The organism is Streptomyces sp. NPDC005492 (genome assembly GCF_040605995.1).
In the GTDB taxonomy this organism is placed as follows: domain Bacteria; phylum Actinomycetota; class Actinomycetes; order Streptomycetales; family Streptomycetaceae; genus Streptomyces.
Map to the genome: position 1 here is coordinate 307,028 of NZ_JBEXDX010000005.1, position 22,344 is coordinate 329,371.

The following is a 22,344-nucleotide window of genomic DNA, read 5'->3' on the forward strand; positions in this document are numbered from 1 at the left end:
GTCTGCCAGAAAAGGCTTCCCCGACCGATCATCCCCTGGTCGGGTCCGGCTCGCATGTTCTACGGCGGGAAGAGGCCCCCGTCTCCTACCAGCGCACTGGAACGGCCGCGTTCCCCTCCCCCTCAGGGACGAGTCCGGTCCCCGGGCGCCGAGGCCGTCGAACCGCGCACCACCAGCTCCGGCATGAACACGAACTCGCTGTGCGGCGCGGGCGTCCCGCCGATCTCCTCCAGAAGCGTCCGCACCGCCGCCTGCCCCATCGCCGGCACCGGCTTGCGGATCGTGGTCAGCGGTGGGTCGGTGAACGCGATCAGCGGGGAGTCGTCGAAACCCACCACCGAGACGTCCCGGGGCACGTCCAGACCCCGCTGCCGGGCCGCCCGTATCGCGCCGAGCGCCATCATGTCGCTCGCGCACACCACCGCCGTGCAGTCCCGGTCCATGAGCGCGGCGGCGGCGGCCTGCCCGCCCTCCAGCGTGTACAGCGAGTGCTGGACGAGCCGGGTCTCCACATCCTCGGCGGTCAGGGTCAGTTGGTCCTGCATCGCGCGGACGAAACCCTCGATCTTGCGCTGCACCGGCACGAACCGCTTGGGGCCGAGCGCCAGACCGATGCGGGTGTGGCCGAGCGAGATGAGATGCGTGACGGCGAGGGTCATCGCCGCGCGGTCGTCGGGGGAGATGAACGGCGCCTGCACCTTCGGCGAGAAGCCGTCCACGAGCACGAACGGCACGCCCTGCGCCCGCAGTTGGTCATAGCGCTGCATGTCGGCGGAGGTGTCCGCGTGCAGCCCGGAGACGAAGATGATGCCGGCCACCCCGCGGTCGACGAGCATCTCGGTCAGCTCGTCCTCCGTGGATCCGCCCGGGGTCTGGGTGGCGAGGACGGGGGTGTAGCCCTGCCGGGTCAGCGCCTGGCCGATGACCTGCGCCAGGGCCGGGAATATCGGGTTCTCCAGCTCCGGCGTTATCAGGCCGACCAGGCCCTCGCTGCGCTGCCGCAGCCGTACCGGACGTTCGTAGCCGAGCACGTCGAGTGCGGCGAGGACGGACTGGCGGGTGGTGGCGGCGACGCCCGGCTTGCCGTTGAGGACGCGGCTGACGGTCGCTTCGCTCACCCCCGCCTGGGCGGCGATGTCGGCAAGCCGTGTAGTCACGGGAGTGGACTGTACCGGCCGTCGGCGCGCTGCGGGTTGCTGCGTCATCGCGATCCCTCGTGTTCTGGTCGGCGTCTGGTCGGCGTACGACATGCGGCAAGAGCTTGCAGAGTCTTGCACAAGTGTCCCATCGCCCGCTCAGCCGCATCAACACTGGGTTGCGTGAGGGTCCAGGAGAAGTCACGGGCGGGTAACTCTGCGGCGGTCTTGCAGTTTTTTGCAGCAAGGACTTTCGCAACGCTTGCATCGCTGTTACGTTCGGCGACGCCCGGCGGCCGCGAAGGCGCAGTCGGCAGTCGCAGGGGCGGCGGACGGGCCCGCCCCCTGCAACCACACGGGCTTTCACCCTCAAGGAGAACTCATGCGGCGTGGCATAGCGGCCACCGCGCTGGTGGCGTCCCTCGCCCTCGCGGCGACGGCCTGCGGCGGCAGTGACAGTGACAGCGGCAAGTCGGACGGGCCGGTCACCATCACCTGGTGGGACACCTCCAACGCCACCAACGAGGCGCCGACGTACAAGGCCCTGGTCGCCAAGTTCGAGGCGGCCAACACGAACATCAAGGTCAAGTACGTCAACGTGCCCTTCGACCAGGCGCAGAACAAGTTCGACACCGCCGCCGGCTCCAAGGGCGCCCCGGACGTGCTGCGTTCCGAGGTCGGCTGGACCCCCGCCTTCGCGAAGAAGGGCTACTTCCTGCCGCTGGACGGCACCGAGGCCCTCGCGGACCAGTCCAAGTTCAAGTCGAACCTGATCACGCAGGCCCAGTACGACGGCAAGACGTACGGCGTGCCGCTGGTCACCGACACCCTGGCCCTCGTCTACAACAAGGCCCTCTTCGCCAAGGCCGGCATCACCGCCGCCCCCACCACCTGGGACGAGCTGAAGACGGACGCCGCGAAGATCAAGGCCAAGACCAAGGTCGACGGCTACTGGGGCTCCACGGCGGCCTACTACGCGCAGAGCTTCCTCTACGGCGAGGGCACCGACACCGTCGACGCCGCCGCCAAGAAGATCACCGTGAACTCCGCCGCCGCGAAGAAGGCCTACGGCACCTGGCTGAGCCTCTTCTCCGGCACGGGCCTGCACAAGGCCGACACCACCGCGGACGCCTACGCCCACATCCAGGACGCGTTCGTCACCGGCAAGGTCGCCGCGATCATCCAGGGCCCCTGGGAGATCACGAACTTCTACAAGGGCTCGGCCTTCAAGGACAAGTCCAACCTCGGCATCGCCACCATCCCGGCCGGCTCCACCGGCAAGTCCGGCGCCCCGACCGGCGGTCACAACCTCTCGGTCTACGCCGGCTCGGACTCCGCGCACCAGAAGGCGGCCCTGAAGTTCGTCAACTTCATGACCTCCGCCGCCTCCCAGTCGACGATCGCGCTGAAGAACTCGACGCTGCCGACCCGCGACGACGCCTACACAGCGGCCGTCAAGGCCGACCCGGGCATCGCCGGCTACCAGGGCGTCCTCGGTGCCGCCCAGCCGCGCCCGGCGCTCGCCGAGTACAGCTCCCTGTGGACCCCGCTGGACACCGAACTGCCGAAGATCGCAGGCGGCAAGGAGTCCCTCGACAAGGGCCTGAGCAACGCCGAACTCGCGATCCAGAAGCTGGTCCCGGACTTCAGCAAGTAGCCCCGAGCGGCCGTCGGATCTGCGGGAAACCGGGGGACGGATCCGACGGCCGCCGGCCTGCGCAGGCCCAACTCCTGATCTTCCAGAAGGTGTCGAACGAACCATGACAGTCGCCATCGACCGCGCGACCGGCAAGCGCCACGGTGACCGCGCACCCCGCCCCGCCCCGGCCAGGCGCCTCAAGCACGGTTACCAGAAGCACTGGTACGCGTACGCGATGATCACCCCCGTGGTCGTCGTGCTAGGCGTCCTCGTGCTCTACCCCCTGGTGTACGGCCTCTATCTGACGCTCACCGACGCCAACAGCCTCAACACCGCGCGCACGATCGGCGTCAACCACATCGACGCCACCTACAAGTTCATCGGGCTCGACAACTACAAGGACGTCCTGTTCGGCCCGACGGCGTACGACCGCTTCTGGTCGCACTTCATCTGGACGATCGTGTGGACCGCGCTCTGCGTCACCTTCCACTACACGATCGGCCTCGGCCTCGCCCTGCTGCTCAACCAGAAGCTGCGCGGCCGCACCATGTACCGGCTGATCCTGATCCTGCCGTGGGCCGTCCCCACCTTCGTCACCGTCTTCGGCTGGCGCTTCATGCTCGCCGACGGCGGCATCATCAACACCGCGCTGCACACCCTGCACCTGCCCCAACCCGACTGGCTGGAGAGCACGTTCTGGCAGCGGTTCGCCGCCATCATGGTCAACACCTGGTGCGGTGTGCCCTTCATGATGGTCTCGCTGCTCGGCGGCCTCCAGTCCATCGACGCCTCGCTCTACGAGGCCGCCGAGATGGACGGCGCGAGCCCCTGGCAGCTCTTCCGCCACGTCACCCTGCCGGGCCTCAGGTCGGTCAGCTCCACGGTCGTACTCCTCGGCATCATCTGGACCTTCAACCAGTTCGCCGTCATCTTCCTGCTGTTCGGCAACACGGCCCCCGACGCCTCGATCCTCGTCACCTGGTCGTACTACCTCGGCTTCGGCCAACAGCCGCGCGACTTCGCCCAGTCGGCGACCTACGGCATCCTGCTGCTGGCCATCCTGATCGTCTTCACCTCCTTCTACCGCCGCTGGCTGAACCGCAATGACCAACAGCTCGCGATCTGAGGCAGGAGCCCCCATGAGCAGCAACACCACGCGCCGCCGGGGCGAGTTGAGCCGCGCCGGTTCCCTGACCTCGCACGGCATCCTGATCGTCGCGAGCCTGATCGCCCTCTTCCCGATCGCCTGGCTGGTCTTCCTCTCCCTCGGCCCGGACTCGGACGACTACCTCCACCCGGCCGGCATCTGGAAGAAGATGACGCTCGGCAACTACTCGTTCGTGCTCCAGCACACCGAGTTCTTCGACTGGTTGAAGAGTTCGCTGATCGTCTCGCTCGGCACCACGGTCATCGGCGTGACCATCGCCGCAAGCACCGGCTACGCCGTCTCGCGGATGCGCTTCCCCGGCTACCGGAAGTTCATGTGGGTGCTCCTGGTCACCCAGATGTTCCCGATAGCGGTACTCATCGTGCCGATGTACCAGATTCTGGCGAATCTCCAGCTCATCGACAGCTACCTTGGACTCATCCTCGTCTACTGCTCGACGGCGGTGCCGTATTGCGCCTGGCTGCTCAAGGGTTACTTCGACACGATCCCGTTCGAGATCGACGAGGCCGGACGCGTCGACGGGCTGAACCCCTTCGGCACGTTCGCGCGACTGATCCTGCCGCTCGCCAAGCCGGGCCTGGCGGTCGCCGCGTTCTACAGCTTCCTCACCGCCTTCGGCGAGGTCGCCTTCGCCTCGACGTTCATGCTGTCCGACACCAAGTACACCTTCGCGGTCGGCCTCCAGACCTTCGTCAGCGAACACGACGCCCAACGCAACCTGATGGCAGCGACGGCGGTACTGATCGCGATACCAGTGGCCGCCTTCTTCTACCTCGTCCAGAAGAACTTGGTAACCGGCCTGACAGCGGGTGGCACGAAGGGCTAGGACGCGCCCCCGATAGGGGCGCGGGGAACTGCGCACTCAGCTTCCACCCCGCCGCACCCAACAAAAGACCCGAGGCGGCCGTGGTTGTCCATCCGACCCCGCTGACACCACGGCCGTCTCGTCACCAACTCCCCATGCCCAGAACCCCGTTACGCACCAAGGACGCCATGAGCCAGCAGCAATCCGCCGCACCGGCCCCCGCCACTGTCACCATCAACCGTCACCGCGACTGGTGGAAGGACGCGGTGATCTACCAGGTCTACCCCCGCAGCTTCGCCGACAGCAACGCCGACGGCATGGGCGACCTGGAAGGCGTCCGCACCCGGCTGCCGTATCTGCGCGACCTCGGCATCGACGCCGTCTGGCTCAGCCCGTTCTACGCCTCCCCGCAGGCGGACGCCGGCTACGACGTCGCCGACTACCGCGCCGTGGACCCCATGTTCGGCAACCTGCTCGACGCCGACGCGCTGATCCGCGACGCCCACGGGCTCGGCCTGCGCATCATCGTCGACCTCGTCCCCAACCACTCCTCGGACCAGCACGAGTGGTTCAAGCGGGCGCTGCGCGAAGGTCCCGGCTCGCCATTGCGGGAGCGCTACCACTTCCGCCCCGGAAAGGGCGAGAACGGCGAACTCCCGCCCAACGACTGGGAGTCCATCTTCGGCGGCCCCGCCTGGACCAGGGTCGAGGACGGGGAGTGGTATCTCCACCTCTTCGCGCCCGAGCAGCCCGACTTCAACTGGGAACACCCGGCGGTCGGCGACGAGTTCCGCTCGATCCTGCGTTTCTGGCTCGACATCGGCGTCGACGGCTTCCGGATCGACGTGGCCCACGGCCTGGTCAAGGCGGAGGGCCTGCCCGACCTCGGCTCCCACGATCAGGTGAAGCTGCTGGGCAACGATGTCATGCCGTTCTTCGACCAGGACGGCGTGCACGACGTCTACCGCCAGTGGCGTACGGTCCTCGACGAGTACGCGGGCGAGCGCATCTTCGTCGCCGAGGCGTGGACCCCGACCGTCGAGCGCACCGCGAACTACGTCCGCCCCGACGAACTCCACCAGGCCTTCAACTTCCAGTATCTGTCGACCGATTGGGACTCCGGGGAACTCCGTACGGTCATCGACCGCACCCTGGAGGCCATGCGCCCGGTCGGCGCCCCCGCCACCTGGGTGCTGTCCAACCACGACGTCACCCGGCACGCCACCCGCTTCGCCAACCCGCCCGGCCTCGGCACCCAGATCCGCACGGCGGGCGACCGGGAGTTGGGCCTGCGCCGGGCCCGCGCGGCAACGCTGCTGATGCTGGCGCTGCCCGGCTCGGCGTACATCTACCAGGGTGAGGAACTCGGCCTGCCGGACGTCGTCGACCTCCCGGACGAGGTCCGCCAGGACCCGGCGTACTTCCGGGGCGCCGGCCAGGACGGCTTCCGCGACGGCTGCCGGGTGCCGATCCCGTGGACGCGCGAGGGATCGTCGTACGGCTTCGGGAACGGCGGGAGTTGGCTGCCGCAGCCGGACGGCTGGGGCGAGTTGAGCATCGAGGCGCAGACAGGTACGGCCGGTTCGACGCTGGAGCTGTACCGGGCCGCGCTCGCCGTCCGCCGCACCCAGCCCGACCTCGGCGCTGGCGATTCGGTGGAGTGGCTGCGCGCGCCCGAGGGCGTACTCGCCTTCCGGCGTGGGGAGTTCGTGTGTGTCGCGAACACCGGCGGGGAGTCGGTGACGACTCCGACGTACGGCCGTCTCCTGCTCGCCAGTGGTGAGGTGACCGAGGCGTCCGGCGAGGCGAAGCTGCCCGCCGACACGACGGCGTGGTGGATCAGCACGCCGTAACAGGAAACTTCTTGCAGGAACTTCACCCGGCCCGCTGCCCTTTTGGGCGGCGGGCCTTTAACATCTGGCCACCGCAAGGTTTTCCAGCGGTTTCCATTGAGTTTCAGCAAGAATCTTCAAGTGCCTTCAACGGAGAAGGAACCCCCACATGGCCAGCAGCAGATCACTTGCAGGAGCCTTCGCCCTCGCCGCCGCGACGGCCGTCCTGGTGCCCGGCACCGCACACGCCTCCCCACCCGGCACCAAGGACGTCACCGCCGTCCTCTTCGAGTGGAACTTCGCCTCGGTCGCCAAGGAATGCACCAACACGCTCGGCCCGGCCGGTTACGGCTACGTCCAGGTCTCCCCGCCCGCCGAGCACATACAGGGCTCGCAGTGGTGGACGTCGTACCAGCCGGTGAGTTACAAGATCGCCGGACGGCTCGGCGACGCGACCGCCTTCCAGAACATGATCAGCACCTGCCACGCGGCGGGCGTGAAGGTCGTCGTCGACACCGTCATCAACCACATGTCGGCGGGCAGCGGCACCGGCACCGGCGGCTCGACGTACACGAAGTACAACTACCCCGGCCTGTACTCCTCGTACGACATGGACGACTGCACGTCCACGGTCAGTGACTACACCAACCGCGCCAACGTCCAGAACTGCGAACTGGTCGGCCTGGCCGACCTGGACACCGGCGAGGAGTACGTCCGCGCCACCATCGCCGGCTACATGAACACCCTCCTCGGCTACGGCGCCGACGGCTTCCGCATCGACGCGGCCAAGCACATCCCGGCGACCGACCTCGCGAACATCAAGTCCCGTCTGACCAACCCCTCCGTGTACTGGAAGCAGGAGGTCATCTACGGCGCGGGCGAGGCCGTCCAGCCCACCGAGTACACCGGCAACGGAGACGTCCAGGAGTTCCGCTACGCCTACGACCTCAAGCGCGTCTTCAACAACGAGAACCTCGCCTACCTGAAGAACTACGGTGAGGGCTGGGGGTACATGAGCAGCTCGGTCGCCGGTGTCTTCGTCGACAACCACGACACCGAGCGCAACGGATCGACCCTGAACTACAAGGACGGCGCGAACTACACCCTCGCCAACGTCTTCATGCTCGCCTACCCCTACGGCGCCCCGGACATCAACTCCGGCTACGAGTGGTCCGACGCGGACGCCGGACCGCCCAACAACGGTGCGGTGAGCGCCTGTTGGCAGGACGGCTGGAAGTGCCAGCACGCCTGGCCGGAGATCAAGTCCATGGTCGCCTTCCGCAACGCCACGAGCGGCCAGTCCCTCAGTAACTGGTGGGACGACGGCAACGACGCGATCGCGTTCGGCCGGGGCAGCAAGGGCTATGTCGCCATCAACCACGAGTCGTCGTCGCTGACGGAGACCTACCAGACGTCGATGGCCGCCGGGACGTACTGCAACGTGCAGAACAACACGACGGTGACGGTGAACAGTTCGGGTCAGCTCACCGCCACCCTCGGCAGCAACACGGCCCTGGCGATCTACGCCGGGAAGTCGAGCTGCTGATCCATCCGCTGGGTGCCGATGACGGACAGCAGGCGCAGCGCCTCCTCGTCCGGTGAGCCCGGGGTGGCGGTGTAGATCACGACCTGCTGGTCCCGGTCGGTGATGTCGGGGGCGTCGCAGTTGACGGTGATCGGGCCCACCATGGGGTGCTGGAAGGTCTTGCACAGGGTGGGCTCGGCGCTCACGTCGTGGGACTCCCACAGCCGCCTGAACTCCTCGCTTCCGGCGAGGAGTTCGGAGACCAGCCCGGTCACCTCGGGAGCGTCGGGGTAGCGGGCGGCGGCCGCCCGCAGCCGCTGGGCGGAGAGCCGGGCGAACGCGTCCACGTCCGACACCCCGTACAGCCGGACGCCCTCCGGGCGCGGGGCGAGGAAGGCCCGGCGCACGAGGTTGCGCTCGCGCGGGGGCAGCGCGGAGAAGTCCTCCATCAGGGCCGCCGCCAGATCGTTCCAGGCCAGCACCTCCATGGTCGCCGACGTCACGAAGGCAGCGGACCGCGGCAGCCGGCGCAGCAGATCGAGGAGGCTCTGCCGTACCTCGCGCGCGGGCCGCGGGCCGCGGGCCTGCGATTCTGCAGGTCGATGGCGGCGGAGCCTGAGCGGCCGCCGCCGGGTCACCGCCGTCAGGGCGTGATGGTGATGTGCTTGGCCATCGCGGTGACGGCGAGGTCGCCGTGGTCGACCCACTGGGGGAAGGCCAGCGTCTTGTGCCGGGTCGAGGCCGGCGGCGTGATCTCCAGGTAGGAGGCGTGCACCGCGCCCGAAGTGCCGGTGTTGGCGTGGCTCCAGGAGACGACGGCCTCCGCGCTCTCGCCGTTCTTGAGGGTGAGGGTCTTCTTGCCGGGGTTGTGCGCGTACCAGGTGTTCCCCCAGGCCGTGTGGGTCGTGAGCTTCTTGTGCGCGGAGTTCTCCAGGCCGAGCCCGGGGTAGCCGCGCAGCGCGCACGTCCTGCCGCTGAGGTTGCGCAGCTTGATGACGACACCCTGGTGGTTCATCCCGCCCGCGAGCTGCCGGCCGAAGGTGGCCTTGAGCCCGGCGGCGGAGCAGGTCGGCGTGCTGGGGCTCGCGGCCTGCGCGGTACCCGCCCAGGCGAGGCCCAGGGCCGCCACGGCGGTCGCGGCGAGCACGGTACGGCCGGTCCTGCGGGGGCCGCGGTGCGTAGTGGTGGCTGTCCGGTCGGTGGTGTTCCGCTGGTCGTTCATGGTGACGGTTCTCCGCTCGCGCTCTGTGGTCGTCCTCCGCCCTACAAACAGTGCGATGCGCGGTGTGGCGGAAAAGTTCGGAGCCGCACAGGCGTGACCGCCTTCGGCTGTGATTGGAAGTTCTTTCTGTGACTTTCACGAGTCTTGCTGCAACCCTTGCGTCGGCGATACGGTCACGCCGGGGTCGGACCCGAACTGAGTCGTAATCGCGAGGAGTTCACGCCTGTGATACCGAGATGGCCGGCGCCCCGGACGCGCCGCACCGCGCTACGAGGACGAGTCGTGGGTGTCGTGGTCGCCGCGCTCGTCGCGGCCTTCGTCCCACCCCTCGCGGCCCACGCGGCGGCCCCGCCCGCACCCCCGTCCGACGCCAAGCTGGCGTCGACACCCGCCCGGCACGACGACACCCGCGAGCAGTTCTACTTCGTGATGCCGGACCGGTTCGCCAACGGCGACACCTCCAACGACCAGGGAGGGCTGACCGGTTCACGCCTCAGCACCGGCTACGACCCCACCGACAAGGGCTTCTACCAGGGCGGCGACCTCAAGGGCCTGACAAAGAGGCTCGACTACATCAAGGGCCTCGGCACCACCGCCATCTGGATGGCCCCGATCTTCAAGAACCAGCCCGTACAGGGGACGGGCGCCGACGCCTCTGCCGGCTACCACGGTTACTGGATCACGGACTTCACCAAGGTCGACCCGCACTTCGGCACCAACAAGGACCTGGCGACCCTCATCTCCAAGGCCCACGCCAAGGGCATGAAGGTCTTCTTCGACGTCATCACCAACCACACCGCCGACGTCGTCGACTACGAGGGCAAGTCCTACGACTACCTCTCCAAGGGCGCCTTCCCGTATCTGACCAAGGACGGACAGCCCTTCGACGACGCCGCCTACGCCGACTACGCAGCCGGGACGAAGACCTTCCCCGCCGTCACCACCGCGTCCTTCCCCAAGACCCCGACCGTCCCTGCCGACAAGGCGGACGTGAAGGTCCCGTCCTGGCTCAACGACCCCACGATGTACCACAATCGGGGCGACTCGACCTACGTCGGCGAGAACGCCACCTACGGCGACTTCTCCGGCCTCGACGACCTGTGGACCGAGCGTCCCGAGGTGGTCAGCGGCATGGAGAAGATCTACGAGAAGTGGGTGCGCGACTTCGACGTCGACGGCTTCCGCATCGACACCGTCAAGCACGTCGACATGGACTTCTGGACCCAGTGGGCGACGGCTCTCGACAAGTACGCCGCCGCGCACGGCCGGAAGAACTTCTTCATGTTCGGCGAGGTCTACTCCGCCGACCCGTCCGTGACCTCGCCGTACGTCACCCAGGGCCGCCTCGACGCCACGCTCGACTTCCCCTTCCAGGACGCGGCCCGCGCCTACGCCTCCCAGGGCGGCAGCGCGCGGAAGCTCGCGAGCGTCTTCGGCGACGACTACAAGTACACGACCGACAAGGCGAACGCCTACGAGCAGGTCACCTTCCTCGGCAACCACGACATGGGCCGCATCGGCTACTTCCTCGACCAGGACAACCCGAAGGCCACCGGCGCCGAACTCCTCGCCAAGGACAAGCTCGCCAACGAGCTGATGTTCCTCAGCCGCGGCAACCCCGTCGTCTACTACGGCGACGAACAGGGCTTCACCGGCTCGGGTGGCGACAAGGACGCCCGCCAGCCGATGTTCGCCTCGAAGATCACCGACTATCTCGACGACGACGAGATCGGCACCGACCGCACGGCCGCGAGCGACGCGTACGACTCGACCGCCCCGCTGTACAAGGACATCGCCGCCCTCTCCAAGCTGCGCAAGGACAACCCGGCACTGACCGACGGCGTCCAGACCGAGCGCTACGCGGCCGACGGCGCCGGTGTCTACGCCTTCACGCGCACCGGCGGCGGCGCCGAGTACATCGTCGCCCTCAACAACGCCGACACGGCCAAGGCCGCGACCTTCGCGACCGGTTCGCCGGACATGAAGTACCGGGCGATCTACGGGACTTCGGCCACCGCGACGAGCGGCGCCGACAACAAGGTGACGGTCACCGTCCCGGCCGGCTCCGCGATCGTGCTCAAGGCGGCCGGCCCCCTCGCCAAGCCGCTGAACAAGCCGACGATCACCCTCAAGGCTCCCGACGCCGGAGCCACCGGCACCGTCGAGCTGAGCGCCGACGTCACCGGCGGCCGGCTCGACCGGGTCGTCTTCGCCGCCCAGACCGGCAACGGCAAGTGGCGGACGCTGGGTTCGGCCGACCACGCCCCCTACAAGGTCACCCAGACCCTCGGCAAGGACGTACCGGCCGGAACAGCCCTGCGCTACAAGGCGGTTGTGGTCGACTCGACCGGCCGCACGGCGAGCGCGACGGCGGCCTCCACCTCCGGCACCCCGCCCGCCGAGGAAATCCCCACGGCCTCCTCCCGCGACTACGCGATCGTCCACTACAAGCGCACCGACGGCGACTACGACAACTGGGGCCTGTACGCCTGGGGCGACCTCGCCGACGGCGAGGCGACGACCTGGCCGGCCGGCCACCCGTTCGTCGGGCGGGACGCCTACGGGGCCTTCGCCTACGTCAAGTTGAAGCCCGGCGCCACGAACGTCGGCTTCCTGGTGATCGACAAGGACGGCAACAAGGACGTAGCCGCAGACCGCTCGATCGATGTCACCAAGACCGGCGAGGTCTGGATCGAGCAGGGCAAGGAGACCGTAGCGACGGACCGGCCCGACTACCCGGCGCAGGACACAACCAAGGCCGTCATCCACTACCACCGCGCGGACGGCGACTACACCGGCTGGGGTCTGCACGTCTGGACCGGCGCCGCGAACCCCACGGACTGGTCGAGCCCCTTGCAGCCGGTGAGGACCGACGCCTATGGCGCCGTCTTCGAGGTGCCGCTCAACTCCGGGGCCACCAGCCTCAGTTACATCCTCCACAAGGGCGACGAGAAGGACCTCTCCGCCGACCAGTCGCTCGACCTCAAGTCCAACGGCCACGAGGTGTGGCTGCTCAACGGCCAGGAGAAGTACCTCCTGCCACAGCCCGCCGGCAGCGCGGCGGCTCTCGACCTGACCACCTCCAAGGCGGTCTGGATCGACCGGAACACCGTCGCCTGGAACGGCTCGGACGCGGCAGCCTCCACCCAACTCCTCTACTCCCGCGACGGTTCGATCGCCGTGAAGGACGGCGCGCTGACGAGCGACGACGAGCGCTGGCTCCGGCTGTCGAAGACCACACTCACCGACGCCCAGAAGGCCAAGTTCCCCTATCTGAAGGACTACACGGCCTGGTCCGTCGACCCGCGTGACTGGGACCGGGTGCCAGAGGCCCTGACCGGTCAGCTCGTCGCCTCCCAACGGGCCGTCAACGGCGCCGTGTTGGCAGCGACGGGCGTACAGATCGCCGGTGTCCTCGACGACGTGTACGCCGCCGCGACCAAGGCAGAGCTGGGCCCGACCTTCCGCAACGGCCGTCCCACGCTGGCCGTCTGGGCGCCGACCGCGCAGAGCGTGTCGCTGGAGCTGGACGGCTCGCTCAAGAGGATGAGCCGTGACTCCGCCACCGGCGTCTGGTCCGTCACCGGTCCGGCCTCCTGGAAGAACAAGCCCTACCGGTACGTCGTGAAGGTGTGGGCGCCGACCGTCCAGAGGCTGGTGACCAACAAGGTCACCGACCCCTACTCGGTCGCCCTCACCGCCGACTCCGAGCGTAGCCTCGTCGTCGACCTCGCCGACAAGTCCCTTGCCCCGAGCGGCTGGTCGAGCCTGAAGAAGCCCAAGGCGGTGGCGCTGAAGGACGCCGAGATCCAGGAGCTGCACATCCGGGACTACTCGGTGGCGGACGAGACCGTCCCGGCCGCCGACCAGGGTACGTATCTCGCCTTCACCGACAAGAACAGCGACGGCTCGAAGCATCTGCGGGAGCTGGCCGCGTCCGGGACGTCGTACGTGCATCTGCTGCCCGCCTTCGACATCGCCACCATCCCGGAGAAGAAGTCCGAGCAGTCGACCACCGACTGCGACCTCGCCTCCTACCCGGCCGACTCGGAGAAGCAGCAGGAGTGCGTGGCGGCCGTCGCCGCGAAGGACGCCTACAACTGGGGCTACGACCCGTACCACTTCACCGTTCCCGAGGGTTCGTACGCGACCGATCCGGACGGCACCGGCCGTACCGTCGAGTTCCGGAAGATGGTCGAGTCGCTGAACGAGGACGGGCTCCGGGTCGTCATGGACGTGGTCTACAACCACACGGCGGCCAGTGGGCAGGCGGACTACTCGGTCCTGGACAAGATCGTGCCCGGCTACTACCAGCGGCTGCTCGCCGACGGCAGCGTGGCCACCTCCACCTGCTGTGCCGACACGGCCACCGAGAACGCCATGATGGGCAAGCTCGTCGTCGACTCCGTGGTCACCTGGGCCAAGGAGTACAAGGTCGACGGCTTCCGCTTCGACCTCATGGGACACCAGCCGAAGGCCAACATCCTCGCCGTACGCAAGGCGTTGGACGCGCTGACCCCGGCGACGGACGGTGTCGACGGCAAGAAGATCATCATGTACGGCGAGGGCTGGAACTTCGGCGAGGTCGCCGACGACGCCCGCTTTGTGCAGGCCACGCAGAAGAACATGGCCGGCACGGGCATCGCGACCTTCTCCGACCGGGCCCGTGACGCCGTGCGCGGCGGCAGCCCCTTCGACGCGGACCCGGGCGTCCAGGGCTTCGCGTCCGGGCTGTACACCGACCCCAACACCTCGACGGCGAACGGCACTTCGGCCGAGCAGAAGGCCCGCCTGCTGCACTATCAGGACCTCATCAAGGTCGGCCTGAGCGGCAATCTCGCCAAGTATCACTTCACCGACACGGACGGCAAGGACGTCACCGGAGCCGAGGTCGACTACAACGGCACGGCCGCCGGATACGCGGACGCGCCGGGTGATGCCCTCGCCTATGTCGACGCGCACGACAACGAGTCCCTGTTCGACGCGCTGGCCTACAAGTTGCCGGCCGGCACTGGCGCCGCCGACCGGGCCCGGATGCAGGTCCTCGCCATGGCCACGGCGACCCTCTCGCAAGGTCCGGCGCTGTCGCAGGCCGGGACCGATCTGCTGCGCTCCAAATCACTGGACCGCAACTCTTTCGACAGCGGCGACTGGTTCAACGCGATCCACTGGAACTGCGCGGACGGCAACGGCTTCGGGCAGGGGCTGCCGATGGCGGCCGACAACGAATCCAAGTGGCCGTACGCAAAAGGCCTGTTGACGTCGGTCAAGGTGGGCTGCGGGCAGATCGAGGGGGCCTCGGCCGCCTACCGGGACCTGCTGAAGATCCGTACGACCGAGCCCGTGTTCTCGCTCGACACGGCCGGGCAGGTGCAGTCGAAGCTGTCGTTCCCGCTGTCGGGGACGGGCGAGACGCCCGGGGTGATCACCATGGAACTCGGTGATCTCGTGGTCGTGTTCAACGCGACGCCGGGCACCCAGCAGCAGAAGGTGGACGCGCTGGCCGGTACCGGCTACCGGCTGCATCCGGTGCAGGCGGCGGGCGCGGACTCTACCGTGAAGTCCGCGTCGTACGCGAAGGGGACGGGCACCTTCACCGTTCCGGGGCGTACAGCGGCGGTCTTCACCCGGACATCCTGAAAGCGCATTATCGTGGGTGGGGCAGGCTGTGGACACCGGCCTGCCCCACCGGTGTGTCCTAGGGCCAGGGCTGACAAATGGATGTCAACGGCAAACTGACGCACGCGACCGTACTGGTCGTGGACGACGAGCCGGCGAGCCGGTTCGCGGTCGAGAGTGTGCTGATCCGCGCCGGCCATCGGGTCCTCGCGGTCGGCAGCGGAGAAGAGGCGCTCACCGAACTCGACGTACGGCTGCGCAAGGGGAACCTCCCCGACGTGGCCCTGATCGACGTGCACCTGCCGGACATGAGCGGGTTCGAACTGTGCCGACTGCTCAAGGACCGGCCGCGCATGGCGGGCCTGCCGGTCGTGCATGTCTCGGCCCTCGCCGTCCCCCCGAGCGACCGCTGCCCGGCGCTCGACGCGGGCGACGAGGCCTATCTGACAGTGCCCGCGGAGCCCGAGGAGATCGAGGCGGCGGTCCGCGCCGCCGTCCGCGCGGCCCGGCTGCGAGCCGACGACCAGGCGCTCGTGCAGCGCCTCACCCTCCTGTCGGAGATGATCGTCACCATCCAGGCGGCGCGCTCCCTCCAGGAACTCGTCGAGGTCGCCGCCGACGGCACCGCACGGCTCACCGGCACCCCCGCCGCCGTGTTCGTCCTCGACCGCGACGACGAGCTGTACCGAGGCCTCCCCCGGGATCGCAACTCGGTCGCGCTGCCGGGCGAGGAGGCCGATCGGACCGTGGCCCGGCTGCTGCGGCGGCTCTCCCAGGGGCAGTCCGGGGTGCAGATCACCACGGTGCCCGCCCCGCTGTGGCCCACCGGGTTCTTCCGGCCCGGGGTGGAACACGACGCCCGGCTGGCGCTGGTCCTCACCCAGGAGGGCCGGGCCCCGGTCTGTCTCGCCGCCCCCACGCGCGGGCTGCGCCGGGTGGGCCCCGAGGCCGAGGCGCTGCTCGCACAGCTCGCCCAGGCCACGGCGCTCGCCGCCGAGCCGCTCCTCATGTACCAGGTCGAGCGGCATGTCGCCCTCACCCTCCAGCGCAGCTTCCTGCCCAAGCCGGACAAGCTGCCCGAGACGCCGGGTGTCAACGTCGTCGTCCGGTATGTGCCCGCGTCCCAGGACACCGAGATCGGCGGCGACTTCTACGCCGCGCTGCGGGTCGACGGGGGAGTGCTCTTCGCGGTCGGCGACGTCGTCGGGCACTCGCTGGAGGCGGCCACCGTCATGGTGGAGATACGGCACGCGCTGCGCGCCTACTGCGTCGACGAGAGCGACCCGAGCGTGCTCGCCGAGCGGCTGGACCGCATGCTGCGGCACTACCACCCGGAGACCACGGCCACCGTCTGCATGGTCCTCGTCGACCCCGACACCGGGCGCACCCTCATCTCCAACTCGGGCCACATCCCACCCCTGATCATCCGGGACAGCGGCAGCGCGGACTACGCCAAGGCGGCCGGTCCGCTGCTGGGCGTGGGCCTGTCCCATCCGCCGCCCACCGAACTGTTCCTGGAACCCACCGACCGCCTCCTCATGATCACCGACGGTCTGATCGAGACCCGCGGCACCGACCTCGGTGCCTCGATGGAACAACTCCGCGCGGCCGCCACCGGCGCCCTCCCCGGCCTGGACGCCCTGTGCGACACCCTCCTCGACACCTTCGGCCACAACCGGGACGACGACATCGCGATGCTGGCGCTGCGGCTAGGGTGAGCGGCGGGTTGTTGGCTTAGAACAGGAGTTGCCCCATGCCGCAGATCACCGTCGACCACTCCCGCACGATCTCCTTCGACCAGGAGGGTTTCGCCCGTGCGCTGCACGAGGCGGTGGTCGAGATCGCGGCCGCCAAGCCGGAGGCGTGCAAGACCCAGTTCCGCCCGAGCGAGTACACGGCCTTCGGGTACGAGGGTCTCGACGAGCTGGGTCACACCGTCGTCCACGTCACCGTCGGCCTGCTCGCCGGACGCACCGAGGAGACCAAGGCACGGCTGACCGAGAAGGTCCTGGAACTCCTCCGCGAGTACGTCCACGAGGACGGCTCCGTCCTGCACGCCTCCGCCGAGGTACGCGAACTGGACCCGTCCTACCGCAAGTTCGAGCGCTGAGGGCTGGGCCGACAGGGCCTAGGACGCCAGGGCGATCAGCCGGACGACGAGGTCGCTGAACGGCCCGTCGCCCGGCTCGTTCCTGAGCGATTCGCGCAGCAGCTCGCTCAGTTCCTCGTCGTACGCGGCGCTCACCGCCGCCAACGCCCCGAAGTCGTGGACGAGTTGGCGCTCCAGATCGGCGCGTGGGATACGGCGGCCGTCCAGCCAGATCAGGGCCGTCGACTCGACGAGCGATATCCAGGAGCGGATCATCAACTCCAGCCGGGCGGGCGGGTGTTCGACCTTCATGTGCGACAGGATCTGAAGGTACGCGGCCTGCCGCACCCCGTCGACAAGGGCGTTGGTGGTGGACGAGCCGACGGCCGGACCGCCGCGCATCAGCGCCGCGAAACCGGGGCCGTGGTCGTCGACGAAGTCGAAGAACCGGCCCATCACCTGCAGCAGCCGCGCACCCAGCGACCCCTCCTCGGCGACCACGAACCGCCCGGCGAGATCGTCCGAGGCACGCTGCAACGCGGCCTCGTACAGGCTGAGTTTGCCGGGGAAGTAGTGGTAGACCAGCGGCCGGGAGATCCCCGCCGCCGCGGCTATCTCGTCGATGGAGACCTCGTCGGGCGAGCGACGGCTGAACAGGTCGAGAGCGACGCCGATCAACTGCTGCCGCCGTTCCTCGACCCCCATCCTGCGGCGAACCCCGGTACTCATGCGAACACCCTACCGATCTCTTCCGGCCCCGAACGGACCGGACCGACCAGGGTTGTTCACATCACCTCATCACAAGTCCAGCACCAAACGCACACTTCGAGCCCGGGACACACAGATCAGCATCGAGTCGGCCCGCTCCGCGTCCGTCAGCAACTCGTCCCGGTGGTCCACCTCCCCTTCCAGTACCCGCTGTTGGCAGGTTCCGCAGAAGCCCTGCTCACAGGAGTAGAGGGTGTCGGGCAGCTCCGCCCGGACGGCGGCGAGGACGGTGGAGTCGGCCGGCACGGTCAACGTCCTTCCGGTGCGCCGGAGTTCGAGTTCGAAGGGCGTGTCGTCACCCTCCGACGCCGGGGGCGCGAAGCGCTCAAGACGCACCTCCCGGAAGCGTTCCGCCATGGCCGACATGAGCCCCTCGGGACCGCAGCAGTAGACGACGGCTCCCTCCGGCACGTCCGCCAACTGCCCCTCCAGATCGGGCGGTCCGGTCACGACGGTCACCCGGTCCGCGCCGAGTTCCTCGATCTCCGCCAGGAAGGGCATCGACTCCCGCGACCGGCCGGCGTACAGCAGCCGCCAGTCGGCGCCCTCCGGCAGCGCCCGCAGCATCGGCAGCACCGGGGTGATCCCGATACCGCCGGCGACGAAGACATACGCGGGCGCCTCGACGAGCGGGAACCGGTTGCGCGGCCCCCGCACCTCCAACTCCGCACCCACCCGCACCTGTTCGTGCACCTCGCGCGACCCGCCCCGCCCGTCCTCGACCAGCCGCGTCGCGACCGTGTACGACGAGCTGTCCGCCGGGTCCCCGCACAGCGAGTACTGCCGCACCAGCCCCGAGGGCAGCACCAGATCGATATGTGCCCCCGCCGCCCAGCGCGGCAAGTCCCGGCCTTCCAGGCGCAGTTGTACGACCCCGTCGGCGACCGTCTCCTTTGCCGCGACCCGCAGCTTCAGTGCCCGTGAGCGCGGCCGGCCCGAGGTCGGCGGATCCAGCGCGGGCAGCGGCCACAGCGGCGAGGCCCGCACCCGCCGCCGCAGCGCCCGCCGGGTCAGCAGCGCGGCCCCCGCCAGCACCGCCACGGTGAGCGGCTTTGGCATCAGGCCACCCCCTTCTCGGCCCGCTCGGCGGCCAACGCCGCGGGCGAGGAGGCCAGATAGGCGACGGCCTGCTCGGTGCTGCCCTCCTGCGAGGGGTGGTAGGCACGGCTCAGGTAGCGGGGTATGGACCTGACCATGTCCCCGGTGGCGGGCAGTGTGCCGCGCCGGCCGGCGACGTAGAAGTCCTTGAAGCTCGCCCTGCGGTCCACGAGCGTCGGGTCGTTCGCCATGAAGAAGCGGGTCCCGCGCTGCCACAGGAACATCAGCGCGGCGAACGCGGTCGCCCAGGTCCGTGCGCGCCGCCGGTAGCTGCCGTCGACGTGCGTGAAGAGGTCGAAGGCGACGGACCGGTGCTCGACCTCCTCGGCGCCGTGCCAGCGCAGCAGGTCCAGCATCGTCGGATCGGCGCCGCGCCGGTCCAACTCCTCGGCGTTCAGCACCCAGTTGCCGAGGAAGGCGGTGTAGTGCTCGATGGCCGCGATGGTGGCCACCCGCTCCAGCAGCCACCACTTCCGGGCCCGGCCCGGGGGCAGCGTGCGGTCGCCGAGCAGCTTCTCGAAGAACCAGTCGACCTGCGCGGTGTACGGCGTCGGGTCGAGCCCCAGCTCCCTCAGATGAGGCAGCACCTCGTCATGGGCCTGGGAGTGCATCGCCTCCTGGCCGATGAACCCGATCACGTCCGCCCGCAGCCGGTCGTCCCGGATGAGGGGCAGCACCTGCTGATAGACGTGCACGAACCACCGCTCACCGGCGGGCAGCAGCAGATGCAGCACATTGATCGTGTGCGTGGTGAACGGATCGCCGGGCACCCAGTGCAGCGGGGTGCCCTCCCAGGAGAAGGACACCCTTCGAGGCTTGAGCGGCGTGTTGGACATGGCGTCAATGTACTGACGGGTAAGTCCGCGCGGAACCCTTCCGCGCGGACTTGTTGACGCGAGTGTCAGCTAGCGCAGCCCGGAGATCGTCCGGCCGTCGTCCAGCGCGCCCTTCAGCTCGGCCTGCGCTCCTTGCCGCGTCTTGACGGCCAGCAGGCCGCCCTTGGCCGAGCCGGTCACCCCGCCCGTCGCCGTGATCGACTCCGTGCCCTCGCTGCCCGCGGCCAGCAGATACCAGTGGCCCGCCGCCGACTTCCACAGCACCCCGGCCAGCACATGCGGATCACGTGGCCCGCACGCCGGCACGTCCTGCGCCTTCGCGACGACCGCGCCGAACGTCCCGCCCGGCGTCTGGAACTGCGCCAGCACCCGCTCGCCGCCGCCCCGCCAGGTCTCGGCCCGTGTGCACGTCCACGCCCCCGCGCCGCTCGCGTTCGGCAGGGGCTGCTGGGCGTACTGCCAGGCGTTCACGGACCGTACGCCCAGCGAGCGCATCGCGCCGAGGGAGCAGGCGAAGGGCGCCCAGGCGTGCTGGGCCTGCGAGCCGGACGCCTCGTGGACCGAGCCGGGCCGGCCGGCGGTCAGGTGCGCCGGGACCAGCTCGCCGAGGTCGCTCATCAGCCGGGTGCCGGTGTCGTCGGTCAGTTGGAGCACGTTCCACGACGTGCACGCGCCGGTCTGCTGGGCGGGGCTGGCCAGCGGCGAGGTGATCCCGTCGGTGAGGGTCAGGGGCAGCGCACCGGCGTTCGGCTTCTGGAGGTCCCGCTCGGCCGCCTTCTTGATCCAAGGGGCGGTCAGATAGCGGACGTTGCCGTCGGCCCGGTCCAGGACCACCGCGTTCGCCTCGGACCCGGTCGCGCCGTCGACCCGCGCGAAGTCCAGCGCGGCCCCCTTGGTGCCGTCCTTCGGTTCGGCGTAGCGGGCGATGCGCAGACCGTCGTAGAGGATCACCACGCGCGCGTTGTCGACCGTTCCCGCGTACAGGAGTTGGGGTGGTCCGGCCGGGCCGCCGGAGGGGGTGCCCGGGGTCGCCGAGACCTGGACGGACTCGCCGGGGCGGGCCCAGACGGCGAGGGCGCGGCGCAGCAACGCGGTGTTCTTGGTGAGGTCGCCGCGGGCGGGCCAGACGGAGAAGTCCTTGCGCGCGGAGAACTCCCACGCGGTGGGCGCGACCCTCGCCAACTTGCCTGGGTTCAGGGCCGCTTCGGCCGCCGGGTTCTCCGCGTACGCGGGGGCGGCGGCGCCGTCCGGGCCCCAGCCGCCGCCGGGCAGCGCGAGCAGGGCACCGCACACGATGACGGCCGCCGCGGCGGCGAGCGCGGCTTTGCCGTGCTGACGGCGGCGCATCAGATCGGTGGGCCGGGCGTGCAGCGAACAGGGGTCGAACTCGGGGGATTCCAGCAGCCCGTAGCGCTCTGGCGCCTCATCGGCCTCGCGCAGCGCCGCGTCCACCTCGTCGACCCCGGCCGCCGTGAGCACCCGGCGAACGTCGCCGTCGGGCAGTTGCTCCAGGCCGCGCAACACATACACCGCGCGCGCCGGGCCGGACAGGGCCGACAGCCGCTGGTCCAGGGCGAGTTCGTCGGCGCCGCCCGAGCGCGGGAAGAGCCGCAGGCCCCACACCTGGGGGAGCAGCGGGGGGAGTTGGGAGCGCTTGGGCCACGACCGGAACGACAGCGGCAGGCCCGCCTCCAGCGCCGTACGCACGACCTGGAGGCGGACGAAGGCGTACCCGGGGTCGCCGTCCCGGCCGGTCGACTGGGCCGGGATGACGGACGCCGACGCGCGGCCCCTGGGCAGGGCGCGCTGGGTGAGGGCGTGCGCGGTCAGGACCCGCCGGTTGCGGCCGAGGCTCGGGGGCAGCACCAGATAGGCGAGCCGGACGAGCCGTGGATAGTGCTCGACGAGCGCGGCCTCGGCCTGTTCGACATCGACGGCCGGGTCGGTGGGTGAAGCTGCGGGGCGCTTGGCGACATCCTGTGACTGCACGTTCAGCAAAACGAGCGAATGGTGAGTTGGTCACCGCCACTCGGGCGACTCAGCCGTCGGGTTCGACCAGGGCCCGCGCGTAGTTCGCCATCGACCGCTGGTAGCGCGGCAGATGGGGTGCCAGGGCGCCCAGCACGAGGGAGAGGCCCTCGCGGTCCCGGCCCAGGCTGGACAGACACAGGGCGAGACACCCGCGTACCGCGTCGTTCAACTCGTCGGAGGGCGCGTCGAGTTCGGGCGTGAGCAGCTTGACGCCCTCCTCGGCCTGCCCGATGTTCCGCAGCGAGCTGGAGAGTTGGATCTTGGCTCGCCGCCCCTTGTACCCGCTCAGCTCGCTCAGCCCGAGTGCCAGCGCCTCCCGGTACAGCGGGACCGCCCGGTCCGAGTGCCCGGTCGAGTCCCAGGCGCAGGCCCGCTCGAAGGGGCCCAGCGGACTGTCGTCCGGGAGCTCGGCGACCAGCGCGTCGATCACGGCCCGGAATTCGGCCGCCCGCTCCTCGGGATAGTCGTCGAAGGTGGCCCAGGCGGCGGTCACACGGTCTTCCCAGTCTTGGTTCACGGGCGCCACCTTCGCACACGCGTACAGCCGGGGAACACGGATTTGAGCGCGGAGCCCGT

15 protein-coding genes and 1 pseudogene are annotated in these 22,344 nt (G+C 69.4%); 8 read left to right on the plus strand and 8 right to left on the minus strand.

Annotated elements, in window-relative coordinates:
- Positions 1 to 122: 122 nt before the first annotated feature.
- The gene (locus ABZT04_RS10275; protein WP_355909467.1) at positions 123 to 1,157 is read right to left on the minus strand and encodes a LacI family DNA-binding transcriptional regulator; all 1,035 of its coding nucleotides are present in this window, start codon (positions 1,155 to 1,157) and stop codon (positions 123 to 125) included.
- 361 nt (positions 1,158 to 1,518) lie between these two features.
- Between ABZT04_RS10275 and ABZT04_RS10280 the strand changes: the two genes are divergently transcribed.
- From ABZT04_RS10280 to ABZT04_RS10300, 5 genes are all read left to right on the plus strand, one after another.
- The gene (locus ABZT04_RS10280; RefSeq protein WP_356055072.1) at positions 1,519 to 2,793 is read left to right on the plus strand and encodes an extracellular solute-binding protein; all 1,275 of its coding nucleotides are present in this window, start codon (positions 1,519 to 1,521) and stop codon (positions 2,791 to 2,793) included.
- A 103-nt stretch (positions 2,794 to 2,896) separates the two neighbouring features.
- A complete protein-coding gene (locus tag ABZT04_RS10285) occupies positions 2,897 to 3,901 on the plus strand; it encodes a sugar ABC transporter permease (RefSeq protein ID WP_356055074.1) in 1,005 nt (334 codons plus the stop codon).
- A 13-nt stretch (positions 3,902 to 3,914) separates the two neighbouring features.
- Positions 3,915 to 4,769, plus strand: coding sequence for an ABC transporter permease subunit (locus tag ABZT04_RS10290; RefSeq protein ID WP_356055076.1), 855 nt, complete (start codon positions 3,915 to 3,917; stop codon positions 4,767 to 4,769).
- A gap of 167 nt (positions 4,770 to 4,936) precedes the next feature.
- Positions 4,937 to 6,601, plus strand: a complete 1,665-nt coding sequence (locus tag ABZT04_RS10295; RefSeq protein ID WP_356055078.1) for a glycoside hydrolase family 13 protein — start codon at positions 4,937 to 4,939, stop codon at positions 6,599 to 6,601.
- 148 nt (positions 6,602 to 6,749) lie between these two features.
- Positions 6,750 to 8,126: an alpha-amylase family protein gene (locus ABZT04_RS10300; RefSeq protein WP_356055080.1), complete on the plus strand. Its 1,377-nt coding sequence runs from the start codon at positions 6,750 to 6,752 to the stop codon at positions 8,124 to 8,126.
- Here the strand turns inward: ABZT04_RS10300 and ABZT04_RS10305 are convergent.
- Together ABZT04_RS10305 and ABZT04_RS10310 are read right to left on the minus strand one after the other, a co-directional pair.
- Positions 8,102 to 8,680 (minus strand): annotated as a pseudogene (locus ABZT04_RS10305) (transcriptional regulator); the annotation flags it as partial. The gene ABZT04_RS10300 and the pseudogene ABZT04_RS10305 sit on opposite strands and share 25 nt — an antisense overlap.
- A 68-nt stretch (positions 8,681 to 8,748) precedes the next feature.
- On the minus strand, positions 8,749 to 9,327 hold the full coding sequence (locus tag ABZT04_RS10310; RefSeq protein WP_356055082.1) for a DUF4232 domain-containing protein: 579 nt from the start codon (positions 9,325 to 9,327) through the stop codon (positions 8,749 to 8,751).
- 225 nt (positions 9,328 to 9,552) lie between these two features.
- On the opposite strand from ABZT04_RS10310, the gene pulA reads away from it, so the two are divergent.
- The 3 genes from pulA (at position 9,553) to ABZT04_RS10325 (ending at position 17,056) form a co-directional block, all read left to right on the plus strand.
- Positions 9,553 to 14,967, plus strand: a complete 5,415-nt coding sequence (gene pulA / locus ABZT04_RS10315) for a pullulanase-type alpha-1,6-glucosidase (RefSeq protein ID WP_356055084.1) — start codon at positions 9,553 to 9,555, stop codon at positions 14,965 to 14,967.
- 77 nt (positions 14,968 to 15,044) lie between these two features.
- Positions 15,045 to 16,664, plus strand: coding sequence for a fused response regulator/phosphatase (locus ABZT04_RS10320; RefSeq protein WP_356055086.1), 1,620 nt, complete (start codon positions 15,045 to 15,047; stop codon positions 16,662 to 16,664).
- A 35-nt stretch (positions 16,665 to 16,699) separates the two neighbouring features.
- Positions 16,700 to 17,056, plus strand: coding sequence for an isomerase (locus ABZT04_RS10325; RefSeq protein WP_356055088.1), 357 nt, complete (start codon positions 16,700 to 16,702; stop codon positions 17,054 to 17,056).
- 18 nt (positions 17,057 to 17,074) lie between these two features.
- On the opposite strand, the gene ABZT04_RS10330 is transcribed toward ABZT04_RS10325, so the two are convergent.
- The 5 genes from ABZT04_RS10330 to ABZT04_RS10350 form a co-directional block, all read right to left on the minus strand.
- Complete coding sequence (locus ABZT04_RS10330; protein ID WP_356055090.1) at positions 17,075 to 17,764, minus strand: TetR/AcrR family transcriptional regulator; 690 nt, start codon at positions 17,762 to 17,764, stop codon at positions 17,075 to 17,077.
- Between the two features lie 69 nt (positions 17,765 to 17,833).
- Positions 17,834 to 18,862, minus strand: a complete 1,029-nt coding sequence (locus ABZT04_RS10335) for a PDR/VanB family oxidoreductase (RefSeq protein ID WP_356055092.1) — start codon at positions 18,860 to 18,862, stop codon at positions 17,834 to 17,836.
- A complete protein-coding gene (locus ABZT04_RS10340) occupies positions 18,862 to 19,737 on the minus strand; it encodes a metal-dependent hydrolase (RefSeq protein ID WP_356055094.1) in 876 nt (291 codons plus the stop codon). The genes ABZT04_RS10335 and ABZT04_RS10340 overlap by 1 nt, the downstream gene beginning before the upstream one ends.
- A gap of 69 nt (positions 19,738 to 19,806) precedes the next feature.
- Entirely contained in the window at positions 19,807 to 21,726 is a 1,920-nt protein-coding gene (locus tag ABZT04_RS10345) for a hypothetical protein (RefSeq protein ID WP_356055096.1), read from the minus strand.
- Positions 21,727 to 21,775: 49 nt separating this feature from the next.
- Positions 21,776 to 22,285, minus strand: coding sequence for a tetratricopeptide repeat protein (locus ABZT04_RS10350; protein WP_356055098.1), 510 nt, complete (start codon positions 22,283 to 22,285; stop codon positions 21,776 to 21,778).
- Between the last annotated feature and the right edge of the window lie 59 nt (positions 22,286 to 22,344).